This window comes from Clostridium mucosae (genome assembly GCF_024622765.1).
GTDB lineage: Bacteria > Bacillota > Clostridia > Clostridiales > Clostridiaceae > Clostridium.
The window spans coordinates 49908-63316 of record NZ_JANKAF010000003.1 but is presented as its reverse complement, the minus strand read 5'-3'; the positions used below and the strand labels follow the sequence as shown (position 1 = coordinate 63316).

Genomic DNA, 13409 nt, shown 5'->3' with positions numbered 1-13409 from the left:
TTTTCCCTAAATAAAAAGTGCCTAACATCTAGACACTTTTGATAAATGAACTATTAAATTTTCTCTCTTAATTTTTTTACTTCTTCTATACTTAACCCTGTTTTTCTTGCTATAGTTTCATCATCTAGAACATCAAGTAAATTTCTTGCTATCTCTAACTTTTCTTCTAATTTACCTTCTTCAATCTTTTCTCTATCTCTTTCTAAAAGAGTCATGAATTCCACCTCCATACTAATATCACTCTTTACTTCTATCACTTTTTTGTGTATTTTTTTAACGAGAGTTCCTTTAGCTTTTTCTGCTACATTATCGTCAGAGTGCTCTACATAATCTAAAAACTCAATAAGCTCCTCACTTAAATCTTTAATTATACCTCGTGTATTTAGTATTATTTTATTAGTATCATCTTCTAATTTAATACTATTATCTTCTTTACATACTGTTTCAAAGGTGTATCTATGTCTTCCTTTATTAAATAAATCAAAAGTACAAATAAAAATGATATAACTTTTTGAAAGCTTTCTATAATCGTCACCTTTACCTATTAAATCTAAATCAATATTACCTTGATAATATCTTAATCTTTTAGGAAGGTTCCTATGCTTTCCACGTTGCATTTCTACATTATATATAGTATCATTTTCATCTTTTACATATATATCTAATCTTATTCCTTTACTTTCTAAAAGTAAATCTATAGTCTTTTGATTTTCTGGCATTTCTATTCTTTCAATTTCTATATCAAGAAGCTTTTCTAAAAATTCTTTACAAATTTCTTTATCACTCATTACTTTCGCAAATAAGTAATCATCTTCTAAATTTAATTCTTTTAATGTTTTTATCATTTAATTTTTCCTTTATTTTTATTTTATCTTTTGTTTAATTTCTTACCTTTATTATATATAATTATTCATTATTTATCAATTCAACTTATTATACTACTTATTTCTTTTAATTTAATATCTTAACATAATACCGTCGCAAAATTGAAATTTATATAACTCATGATTTATTAACTAAATATTTAATCACATTTAGTCCATCGCTATTAAATCCTGCATATGCTCCCAAAAACTTAGGATATTTTATTGGTATTATTGTTATAAAAAACTGCCATACCGAATATACAAATAAAAACTTAACCATATTTTGATTAATATATTGGTAAGTATTATACTCAAGAAAATACCATATCATTAAAGATAGTAAAAGAGAGAAAAGAGGGCCACCTAGAGAAATAAGTGCATTTTTATATTTAGATAATGATTTTGCATTCCAATATATTACTCCATATGATGGATAAAAGCCATTTATATAAATTAAAAGTCTTCCTATTTTTAGTGGTTTCTTGTCAAAAATCCCCCCAAGTCTAATTTTAACTTTTTGTTTTGTAAAAATAATAGCAAAAATAGCATGACCAAATTCATGAAAATAAAGAATAAAGTAAGATAAAAATACTCCTATAAATAAGGATATTATAAACGCTAAATCTATTTTAATCCCCCCAATAAATTCTAATTTATTAATATCTATATCATTCACAGTATATCAAACATAACATTCTCTTACAATATATGGATTAAGCATTTTATGATTGCCTTATTATGATATAATAAATAAAAAATATGTGGAGATGATTTAATGGAAAATAAAATAGATAAACTATCTCAAATACTTAAGGAAAGTAATAATATAGTTTTCTTTGGAGGAGCTGGGGTGAGCACTGAATCAGGAATCCCAGATTTCAGAAGTTCTAACGGTCTTTTTAATGAAAAGCTTAATATAACTTTTACTCCTGAGCAATTAGTTTCTCATAGCTTTTATATCAGATATCCTGAAGAGTTTTTTAACTTTTATAAAGCAAAGCTAATTTATCCTGAAGCTAAACCTAATAAAGCTCATATTGCATTAGCTAAGCTTGAAGAAATGGGGAAATTAAAAGCAGTTATAACTCAAAATATAGATGGCCTTCATCAAGCTGCTGGAAGCAAGAATGTTTTTGAATTGCATGGATCTGTTTTAAGAAATTACTGTAGTAGTTGTAATGCATTTTATGATGAAAAATTTATATTAGAATCTACAGGTGTGCCTATTTGTACTAAATGTGGTGGAAGAGTTAAACCTGATGTGGTTTTATATGAAGAAGGCTTAGATGATAATGTAATTAGAGGTTCGATTAAAGCAATTTCTGAAGCAGATACTTTAATCATAGGTGGAACTTCTCTTGTTGTTTATCCTGCTGCTTGACTTATAGATTACTTTAGAGGTAAAAATCTTGTTTTAATTAATAAAACCTCTACTTCTGCTGACAGAAAAGCTAATTTAGTTATTAATGATTCTATTGGTGAGGTATTGAATAAAGTTATTAATAATATATTTTAAAATAATTCTATCGTAGAAATATATTTTGTTTAGAATTTTATTTATTCAATTTTAAGTAAGATTTATTGCCCTAGAACAGTTAATTTCTTATTATTCTAAAGGGGCTCGCGTTTCGCGAGCCCCTTTTAAAGCATTGATTTTCCTTGCTTATAGGAATTTTTTTAGTTCAAATATAAATTTTTATCTAATATATAAATATACATAAAGATGAATTTTTTTAGAAATTTTTAACCTGCAAAAGCAACATAAGATTAATATTTATTTTTTATACTTTTTATATAAATTTATATTTTACTGAATCATCTTAGGTGAGTATAAAAGTTATTTCCCTACAACTTCACAATTTAAATACTATCATTTGATATAATATGTCATTTTTTAACCTAAAGTAACTCTTTTTTCTTACAATGAATATACTAAATTATATTTAGCTTAAAAACACACTTAGAAGGGAGCTTATCTATGGCAAATATTATTACAAATCAGGCCACAATTAATTATAATAATACTACTTCAAGCAGTTATCCTGTTACAACTTATGTAGAACCATTATTAGCCGTAACTAAAAAAGCATATACTGTGCAAGATGGAGTAATTAAAGATACAGGAACCGTAGGAAAAGATCGTACAGTTATATATGACATTTTATTAGTAAATCATAGCTCAACTGATTTTACCAATCTAGTTATTCAAGATAAAGTAACGCTAGATGATGTATCATATGTAGATCAATCTTTTACTTATGATACTGAAAATTCAACTTATCCAAATGAAGCAACTGGAATCAACGAAATTAAAATAACAGTTCCATCTTTGGTAGCTGAATCAACACTTGAACTTCATTATGCATTAATTTTTAATAATGATATTCCAATTGGGACTCTTTTATCTAATAAAGCTCTAGTAAATTATGCAGAAGATCCAAGCCAAGCAGGTACAGAATCTAATCCAGTTGATATAACTTTATATTATACTGAGACTACTGTGACAGCAACCAAAACAGGCCCTGATTCAATTTTGTGTGGACAAACTTATTCTTATAATCTAGAATTTGAAAATACCGGTGATCAAGTTGCGACTGATGTAAGCATTGTTGATAATTTACCTGATAACTTTACTCCTGATTTATCTAAGATAGTTATTATAAATGATGGTACACAACTTACCACAGATCAATATAATGCTGAATATGACTCTAATACCCATACATTAACTATTTCAGAAAAAGATGAGTCAGGAACATTGACTACTAACCTTAGTATTAAACCTGGAAAGAAGTTAACTGCAACAATAACCGGAAGTCATAATTGCACAATTTAATTTAAAGGAGGTAGTATTTTGAAAGAAAAATCTATATTAACTAATCAAGCTTATATAAATTATAAAATTTATAATAAAAAAACATCTTCATATAAAGAATACAATATTCCTACTAATGATGTTAAAACAATAGTTTATCCCTTAAATATTAATCTTGATAGTTGTTACAAATGCTGCCTCCAAAACATATGCTGTTGCTGTCAATATTGTAACATCTATAAACTTTTTAATAATAATAATTTCCCTTTATATGATGTAAAAATAAAAATATTTATACCTCGTAATTCTAAGTATTTATATAATAGCTTTTGTATTGATAAAAAGAAAACCCTTATTTCAAATGAATTAACTTGTTTTATACCTTATATAAATCCTAATTCTAGTTTAAGATTTTCATTTATAACTTTGATGAAACAAAGCTTTATACCTCCTAAAGTAATCTCTTTCATCGAAGTAGATTTTCATTGCTTTGATCCTTGCGGCAATTATATCAAAAGAACAATTCATTCAGCTATTTTTACTTAAAGATATATAAATTTTAAATTACTTTCTAAAGTATCATAGTAAAAATTATATAAATTATTTGCATTTATAGGATGGTGTAACAATGAATTTAATAGTTTATGTTTTTAATGATGTAAATAAATCTGGTACATTCGAATCCACAGATATTGGATTATCAGGTATATATGTAACACTTAAATCTAGCGATGGAACTTGCATATCTCAACAAACTAATGAAACTGGATATACTACATTTAGCAACTTAGAATATGGAAACAAATATACAATTTATGAGACATGTGAAAATATAAGTGGTAATTACTCTGAAGATTATTTTAATTCTTTCATAGCTCAGCAACCTAAATTAACTAATGACATTTGGTATTCAACTACTTCTACTACCCCAAGAAAATTTATTTTTACCGCTAATTATAATGCAAGTATGACTGTATATTTTGGCCATAGCATATATAAAAAAGTCAGATGTCATTGCAAGGGATTTCTAGTAACTAACCCTAATAATACTACTTATTCTGAACTTATTGAATTAGATATTCATAATGGTAAAAATCAAGCAGTTGCAAAGTACCCTGAAAGATTGAATGCTTTAGGCTATAATATTAAAGAAAATATACTCTATTCAATGACTTCACCTTCTGCTACTATGCCTGCTACAGGATTATATAGAATAGATGGTGATTATAATATAAGTAAAATTAATACAATTATAAACAGTACTACTAATAACTCATGGGCACCAGTAAGTATGAGTATTGGGTCATTTGATAATAATGGAATATATTATATCGCATTTATTAACGCTCCTAGCATCTCATCTAGGTACTTTTATACAATTAATCTAAATCCAACAAGTCTAAATTATTTGTATATAAATTCAATGAAAATGCTCAATTTTGGTTCATCTTCTTATACTAATGGAAGTTATACAATAGCAGATTGGGTATTTAATAATACAACTAAAAAGTTATATTCTTATGTTGATAAAGATTTAAATTCTTATGCAGATATTGATAAAATTATAGAAATCGATGTAGACCTAGCAAATAATACACTAACTGGTAATTTATTAGAAACAGATATTACTGCAATAACAGATTATTCTTCTCAAGACTCTAGAACAATGGCAAAAATATATGGTTATGATACAGGCTTTATTTATTTATCTTCTGGCACAGGAAAAGTATATGAAGTAAATCTTAATGATACAGATATCAAAACTCTAGTTCTAATATCAACAATAACTCCTATTCCAACAAATGGAGATGGTGCAAATTGTTCCGAAGCAGAATGTTCATATGATTATGGAAATGCTCCAGAGACATCTGAATTAAATACAGCTTCCTATAAATCCTATGAGTCCAGTAATGGTCCAAAGCATGCTATCTCTAAAGATATTTACATCGGAAATATTGTGTACTCTGAACCAGATGCCATTATTGGAGCAACAGTTATTGATAATGATGGTATATCTTATCCTCTACCATATATAAATAACTCTTCAACTAAATATGCAATAGATGTAAAATGCTATAATAACACTCTTTACCCAGCCAAATTATACGCTTGGCTAGATTTTAATACTGATGGTATATTTAGCCTAAGTGAAGCCTCTGTATATGACGTACCTAGCAGTTCAACTCCACAAATAGTTTCTGTTGAATTTTCAAGGCCTACTGGATATTCTACTATCTATGACAACACATATATACGCTTACGCTTAACTACTGAAGAATTATCTCTTCCGAAAAATATACAAGGGGATGATGAAGATCCAAGATCATTAACTACTTACACCCCTGCCATTGACGGAGAAGTTGAGGACTATTTTTTAACAACAGCAGTTGTCCCTTATATTAATTTTAAGAAGTCTGCCGATAAAGAATCCGTTTTTCCTGGTGACTTATTAACCTATACTATCACACTAACCAATAATAGTAATACCTCTGCAGACAATGTTATATTTAAAGATGTTATATCCGATAAACTTGAATTTCAATCTGGCAGTTATATTAATGGTGAAGAAGAGCCTATATATTTTTCTGAAAATGAATTAACAAAAGGAATAAACATAGGTACCTTGAATCCATTAAATGGTACAGCTATTATTACAATTATTACAAAGGTTAAATAAATTAGATTTCCTACTTCAAATTCAAAAATATAATATCAGTTCTTAGTAAGATATTCTCTTTAATAATATAAGAGACTATAGTAAGTCAAATTATTTCCTGGTTTACTTACTATAGTCTCCTTAATTAAATTATTTAAATTTAGTGTAATTTCTTAATCATATGCTTTTCATTAATAATGAGATTTTATAAAAACTTAACTTCATATTCAATTATTATTTGTTTGAATACTTTTTATGAGTTAAAATAACTTCCTTTGCCATTCCTTTTAAAAGTTCTGTTGTCATTAATTGATCTTCTGCATGCATTAAAAGTAATGATATTTGCACTTTATCTCCTGATGCTTCTTGCATGATTAGAGAACTATGTGATTCATGTGCTTTTATTAATGAATCTTCAGCATCCATTACTAATTTATCTGCTTCTTCAAAGCATTCTTCTCTTGCAGCTCTCATAGCTTCAAATAAAGCTGATCTTGCTTCTCCTACATTACTAATTAATTGAAATGATACTAATTCTAAATTATCCATTTATTCCATCCTCCACTATTTATCTATTTTTGCACTTTTAATACTTTTGCTACTTTAGTTTCTACTGCTGATTTTTTTACAGCCTCTGCTACTGCTGCCCCAATACCTTTTTCAAATGCCTTTGGAAGAATTTTTTCTTCACTTAACTCTTCTATTGAAACAAAATTTGCTATAGCATAAGCAGCTGCAATTTTCATCTCTTCATTTATTTCTTTTGCCCTAACATCTAGTGCTCCCCTAAATATTCCTGGGAAAGCTAATACATTATTTATTTGATTTGAATAATCTGATCTTCCTGTCCCAACTATTCTTGCTCCAGCTTCTTTTGCCTCTTCTGGGAAAATCTCTGGAATAGGATTTGCCATAGCAAATACTATAGAATCTTTATTCATTTTTGATACCATGTCCTTAGTTAAAACATTTCCAACTGATACGCCAATAAATAAATCTGCTCCATTAATAACTTCACTTAACTTCCCTTTTTCATTATTAGGATTAGTCTTATCCGCTAATTCTTTTATTGATTCATTATGATAGTTCATGCCTCTATATATTGCTCCATCTTTGCCACAAACTATCAAATTTCTTATTCCTGATGATAATAATAATCTAGTAATAGCACTACCTGCTGACCCATCTCCATTAACAACAACTTTTAAATCCTCTAATTTTTTATTTACTATTTTTAATGAATTTATTAAAGCTGCTAAAACAACTATTGCTGTACCATGCTGATCATCATGAAATACTGGTATATCTAACTTCTCTTTTAGCCTTTTTTCTATTTCAAAGCATCTTGGTGCTGATATATCTTCAAGATTTACTCCACCTAAAGTAGGTGCTATTCTAACTATTGTTTCAACTATTTCATCTGTATCCTTTGTATCTAATACTAATGGAAAAGCATCTACATCAGCAAAGTTTTTAAATAATATACTTTTCCCTTCCATTACTGGTAATGCTGCTAAAGGTCCAATATCTCCTAAGCCTAAAACTGCAGTACCATCAGATACAACAGCTACTGTATTCCACTTTCTTGTGTACACATATGCAGCTTCTGGATCTTTATGTATTTCTCTACAAGGTTCTGCAACACCAGGAGTATATGCTAAGCTTAAATCTTTTTCATTTTCTATAGATACCCTTGAAGTTATTTCAAACTTACCTTTTGCTTGTTTATGATACTTTAAAGATTCCTCATATATATTCAAATATATCCCCCTTCTTTCTTTTAGCTAACACTAAACAACTTTAGTCCCATGAATTTCTTTAGCTCCAGTATATTCTAAGATATAATCTCTATTATCTTTATTAACACCCTTTCCAGGCATAATTATTATTCTATCTTTAGCATAGTCAACTAACTCTTTAAGCTTATCTTTACTAGCTAAAGCATTTTCACATCCACCCTTAGTTAATATTCTATCTACTCCAAGCTTTACTAAGTCATCAATTGCAGATTTTTTATCATCAATACTATCAAAGGCCATATGGAATGTTACTTTCATTGGCTTAGCCTCTTCTACCATTTTTTTAGTTAAGTCTAGGTCTATTGTATTTCCTTTTAAGGCTCCTATTACTACACCGTATGCACCTAAATCTTTACATACTTTAATATCTTGTATCATGATATCAGCTTCATCTTCAGAGTACTCGAAGTTTCCACCTCTTGGTCTTATAATAACCATTACTGGAATATTTAAATTTTCTACAGCCTTTTTAATTGTTCCAAAACTAGGTGTAGTTCCGTCTTCTAAAAGGTTATCACAAAGCTCTATTCTATTAGCTCCTAAAGCTTCAGCTCTAACAGCATCATTGTAATTTCCAACACAAGCTTCATATATATTCATAAATTTACTCCTTATATTAGTCAAATGTTATAGGCGATTTAATTCTTTTTAAATATGCATCTAACCACTCTTGACTTGCTACTTCATAAGTAGTTTTGCCATTTTCTTGTTTATTACACACATAAACTGTTGGCTCTAAATCTTCTGTAACTAATGAGAATGAGAAACCTTCAATATTTGTTGCAACTCCAAATTCTCCTTTATTATTTAATGCTACTACTGATAAGTCACCAGCCTTACCTCTTCTTCTTATAAGCTCTTTATCTAATTTTTCAACTGCCATATCAGCTGCTTCTTGAGGATGATGCCCTTCTTTCATTAATCTTACTATCTCATAAGATATACAGCCCTTCATTAAGTCTTCTCCAAGTCCTGTTGCAGTAGCACCTCCAACTTCACTATCTACATAGAAACCTGAACCAGATAATGGTGAATCCCCTACTCTTCCTTTTTTCTTCATAAATAGACCACTAGTTGATGTTCCTGCTACCATTTTTTTATTAGAATCAAGTGCTACCATTCCAACTGTATCATGTCCATCATATGGACTTAATCCCTCTTTTGCTATTTCTCTTCTTTTCTTTTCATAATGCAATTTTGCTCTATCTGTAAGCATATTAACTCTTTCGAAACCATTTTTATGAGCAAATGCTTCTGCACCTACCCCCTGTAAAAAGCAATTCACTTGCTCATTGCTTAATTTTCTTGCTATACTAATTGGATTCTTAAAATCTTTGATTCCAGCTATAGCACCAATTGAAAGGGAATCACCATCCATATAAGCTGCATCTAACTCAACTTCACACTCTTCATTTGGTAATCCGCCATACCCTACAGATTTATAAAAAGGGAAGTCTTCTACCATTTTTATTGCATTTTCTATTGCATCTCCTGCTGATTTTCCATTTATCAACAATTCTGCTGAACTAGTTATTCCTTCGACTGCCATTCTCCACGTTGCTATCATTGCATATTTCATAAGTCTCTCCTCCAATTCAATTAACTATGAAATTATTAAAAGCAATATCTATGCCAACATTTTATGTAACTGGTATTTTAGAGAATATTATAATTATCAATTGCCTTTTCATATAAGTGTATTGTAAAATGATACATATATCAATAATTTAACTTACTTTTAATACAGTAACTTAATATTTTTAATAATAATAATACAAATTAAATAAATCTTTTATACAAATAATAAACTTATCAGAAGGGATCATTTATGAAAAGAGTAGATTTAATTTATAATACTGTCAAAAAACTTGATAATGGTGATGGTATAACCACTTTAGATATAAGTAAATACCTTAATTTAGAACGTTCAAATGTAAGTAAAGATTTAAATATATTATTAAAGAAAGGAAAACTATTTAAAAATAATAGCCGTCCAGTAAAATATTTTTTTAATAACCCCAACGCTACTGATTTTTCTAAAAAATCTTCTATGGATAGGCTTAGTTATTTATATCCCTCACTTGCCCCTGCAATTAAATTAGCTAAAACTGCAATATTATACCCTCCAAATGGTATGAACTCCTTAATAATTGGAGATACAGGGGTTGGTAAATCCATGCTAGCAAAGCTTATGCATGAATATGCTAATTCTTTAGATGATACAAAAGATATGCCCTTTATCCATTTTAACTGTTCAGACTATTCAAGTAATACTCAATTACTAAGTGCTCAATTATTTGGAGTAAAAAAAGGTACATATACTGGCGCTAACGAAGATAGACCTGGATTAATAGAAGAAGCAAACGGAGGGATTTTATTCTTGGATGAAATTCATAATCTTCCAAATGAAGGCCAAGAAATGCTATTTGTCTTTATGGATACTGGATACTTCAAGAGATTAGGAGAAGTATCTAAAAGAATTAAATCTTCCGCTCGTATAATATGCGCTACTAATAAAGATATAAATTCATCATTATTAGATACATTTATAAGAAGAATTCCTATAAAGATAAATTTACCTGATTTAAATGAAAGACTTTTAGAAGAGCGATTGACTTTAATAGAATCTTTTATTAAAGAAGAAAGTATAAAGCTAGATAAACCTGTGCTTGTATCAAAAAACTCAATGTTATGTTTATTGTCATATGATTGTCCATATAATGTTGGACAATTAAAAAATGACATTATTCTTGCTGTTGCTAATGCTTATTCCGAGTATTTTATAAATAATAAAAAGCATATAAAAATTAATAGTCCAGATTTGCCTTTAGATATTAAGAGAGCTCTTAATAATCCTTTAGATCGAGAAAAACTACTTATTGAATCTCTTAATTCAGTAGATGGATACTTTATTTATGATAAAAATACCGAGATAACAAGTCATTCATTTTTAAAACAGAAACATATGATTTTATCAAGCTACAAAGATTTTATAAATAATATAGATAGTGCTATACATCATAAAGAAAATTGTACAAATTTAATTATTAATTATTTTACTAAATATATAGATTCAGTAATTGAAAATAAGGCTAATTATAATTTCAATTTTGAACAATCAGCATATAGTGAACTATTATCTAAACTATTAGAATTAGATGATAAGATAAATGAAAAACTTTCTAATAGTGATTTTAAAACTTTCTTTAACATCCATATTGATATGATTTATGATAGAATCGACCTTATGGATTACTCCACTTTGCCTTCATTGAATAAACTAAAATCTATTTACAAAGATTACTATCCATTAACTATGGAAATTAAATCTTTAATTGAAAAAACATATAATATAAATTTATCTGACTTAGAATTTATTTTCTTAATGACATTTACTATTTACTGCATTAATAAATTAGATACCTCTAAACTATAAATTGCGAATTAATTTTTAGATTTTCAAAATAAAAAGCACCTAATAAGATTTAATTATTCTTACTAGGTGCTATTAATTTGTCATATAATTTATTTAATTTTTAAATAAAACAAAATATTCCTTTTAGAACTAGTTACTTAGATATAATCCCTTTATTAGCTTACTAAGTTCACCATATCCTTAATGTTCAATATCTTACTTACTTCATTTTCTTGCATATCACATTCTTCAATGGCAACATCCTTAACATATCTTTCTGTATTTAAGGCTTTCTTAGCAATGTATGCGGCTTTTTCATATCCTAACACTGGTGCTAAAGCTGTTACAATTCCTATACTTCCGTTTACAAGTTCATTACATCTTATCTCATTAGCCTCGATTCCCTTAACACAATTTTCTATAAAAGTTTCTATGCCATTTGTTAAAATTATTATAGACTCATATATATTGTGCATAATTATTGGATAGAAGGCATTTAACTCCAATTGTCCACTTTGAGTTGCCATGGTTATTGTTAAATCATTTCCCATTATTTGAAATGCTATTTGCTTCATTACTTCTGGCATTACCGGATTAACCTTTCCAGGCATGATTGAAGAACCATTTTGTTTTGAAGGTAATTTTATTTCTCCAAAACCAGTTCTTGGTCCTGATGACATTAATATTAAATCACCAGAAATTTTGCTTAAATTAACAGCACAAACCTTTAACTGTGATGAAATCTCAGCATACTTATCAAGATTTTGAGTTCCATCAATTAAATCTTCTGATTGATTTATATCTTCTCCAAATAATTCTGCTAACACTTTTGTAACTTCTTTTATATACTCTTTATTAGCTGTTATACCTGTTCCTACAGCTGTTCCCCCTAAATTCACTGTTAATAATGAGTCCTTAATTTTTTCTAACCTCTTAGCATCTCTACCCATAGCTAGTGAAAATGCCTTAAACTCAGATCCTAAACTTATAGGAACTGCATCTTGCATTTCTGTTCTTCCCATTTTTATAATATCAATGAACGCCTTAGCCTTTTCATCTAATTCAGTTTCCAAAACTTTAATATTTCTTATACATCTAACCAATAATTCATATGCTGTTATACTAGCTGCAGTAGGAATTACATCATTTGTTGATTGTCCCATATTTACATGATCATTTGGATGAACTGGGTAATACTCACCCTTTTTATATCCTAATATTTCATTTGCTCTATTTGCTATTATTTCATTTATATTCATATTCATTGAAGTTCCAGCTCCACCTTGAATAGGATCTATAATAAATTGATCAAAATATTTTCCATCACATATCTCATCACAAGCTTTAATAATTACATTACTTAACTCTTTTTTTAATTCTCCAGTTTTCTCATTTGTGATTGCACATGCTTTTTTTACTATTGCTAAATTCTTTATAAATTCTTTATTTATATTTAATCCACTTATTCTAAAGTTTTCATATCCTCTTAAACTTTGAACTCCATAATAAGCATCCTTTTCAACATATTTTTCACCAATAGAGTCTCTTTCTTTTCTATAATTCATTTTAATACCTCCTAAGTAATAAATACTTTTAAACATTTTCTTACTATATTTAGAAAGCAATATATATGCCAAATATATAAATATTGATTTATAGTTACTTTTTATAAAATATTTATTCACTACAAGAAACTGTATTACTTTTTCTTTGGATATTCTAATATCATTTTATACACTAACCAAATTTTCCAGTCTATTTAACACACTAATTTATAACTTATTCCTCTTTTATACTCTAATTAACCTTATTTATAATTATAACAATAAAAAAAATCTTAGAATAATTTAAAATCATT

General features: G+C 28.0%; 11 protein-coding genes and 1 pseudogene. 5 read left to right on the top strand and 7 right to left on the bottom strand.

Annotated elements, in window-relative coordinates:
* Positions 1-53: 53 nt before the first annotated feature.
* Together NSA50_RS05255 and NSA50_RS05250 are read right to left on the bottom strand one after the other, a co-directional pair.
* Positions 54-845 (bottom strand): Rpn family recombination-promoting nuclease/putative transposase, encoded by a 792-nt coding sequence (locus NSA50_RS05255; protein ID WP_257443508.1) that lies wholly within the window; start codon positions 843-845, stop codon positions 54-56.
* Between the two features lie 157 nt (positions 846-1002).
* Complete coding sequence (locus tag NSA50_RS05250) at positions 1003-1542, bottom strand: zinc metalloprotease (protein WP_257443506.1); 540 nt, start codon at positions 1540-1542, stop codon at positions 1003-1005.
* A gap of 99 nt (positions 1543-1641) precedes the next feature.
* Between NSA50_RS05250 and NSA50_RS05245 the strand changes: the two are divergent.
* The 4 genes and pseudogenes from NSA50_RS05245 (at position 1642) to NSA50_RS05230 (ending at position 6358) form a co-directional block, all read left to right on the top strand.
* Positions 1642-2382 (top strand): annotated as a pseudogene (locus NSA50_RS05245) (NAD-dependent protein deacylase).
* Positions 2383-2844: 462 nt separating this feature from the next.
* Positions 2845-3702: a hypothetical protein gene (locus NSA50_RS05240; protein WP_257443504.1), complete on the top strand. Its 858-nt coding sequence runs from the start codon at positions 2845-2847 to the stop codon at positions 3700-3702.
* 18 nt (positions 3703-3720) lie between these two features.
* Positions 3721-4227, top strand: coding sequence for a hypothetical protein (locus NSA50_RS05235; protein ID WP_257443502.1), 507 nt, complete (start codon positions 3721-3723; stop codon positions 4225-4227).
* 82 nt (positions 4228-4309) lie between these two features.
* Complete coding sequence (locus NSA50_RS05230) at positions 4310-6358, top strand: SdrD B-like domain-containing protein (protein ID WP_257443500.1); 2049 nt, start codon at positions 4310-4312, stop codon at positions 6356-6358.
* A 213-nt stretch (positions 6359-6571) separates the two neighbouring features.
* On the opposite strand, the gene NSA50_RS05225 is transcribed toward NSA50_RS05230, so the two are convergent.
* Genes NSA50_RS05225 through NSA50_RS05210 form a run of 4 tightly spaced genes read right to left on the bottom strand, consistent with a single transcriptional unit; the run spans position 6572 to position 9715 of the window.
* Positions 6572-6886, bottom strand: coding sequence for a PTS lactose/cellobiose transporter subunit IIA (locus tag NSA50_RS05225; protein WP_195266143.1), 315 nt, complete (start codon positions 6884-6886; stop codon positions 6572-6574).
* A gap of 23 nt (positions 6887-6909) precedes the next feature.
* On the bottom strand, positions 6910-8097 hold the full coding sequence (locus tag NSA50_RS05220) for an NAD(P)-dependent malic enzyme (RefSeq protein ID WP_195266145.1): 1188 nt from the start codon (positions 8095-8097) through the stop codon (positions 6910-6912).
* A gap of 30 nt (positions 8098-8127) precedes the next feature.
* Positions 8128-8736 (bottom strand): copper homeostasis protein CutC, encoded by a 609-nt coding sequence (locus NSA50_RS05215; protein WP_257443496.1) that lies wholly within the window; start codon positions 8734-8736, stop codon positions 8128-8130.
* Positions 8737-8752: 16 nt separating this feature from the next.
* Positions 8753-9715 carry a N(4)-(beta-N-acetylglucosaminyl)-L-asparaginase gene (locus NSA50_RS05210; RefSeq protein WP_195266158.1) on the bottom strand — a complete coding sequence of 321 codons (963 nt, stop codon included), beginning with the start codon at positions 9713-9715 and terminating at the stop codon, positions 8753-8755.
* A 249-nt stretch (positions 9716-9964) separates the two neighbouring features.
* Between NSA50_RS05210 and NSA50_RS05205 the strand changes: the two genes are divergently transcribed.
* Complete coding sequence (locus tag NSA50_RS05205) at positions 9965-11572, top strand: sigma 54-interacting transcriptional regulator (protein ID WP_195266168.1); 1608 nt, start codon at positions 9965-9967, stop codon at positions 11570-11572.
* A 155-nt stretch (positions 11573-11727) separates the two neighbouring features.
* Here the strand turns inward: NSA50_RS05205 and NSA50_RS05200 are convergent, their stop codons facing one another.
* Positions 11728-13116, bottom strand: a complete 1389-nt coding sequence (locus tag NSA50_RS05200; RefSeq protein ID WP_195266170.1) for an aspartate ammonia-lyase — start codon at positions 13114-13116, stop codon at positions 11728-11730.
* Positions 13117-13409 lie beyond the last annotated feature (293 nt).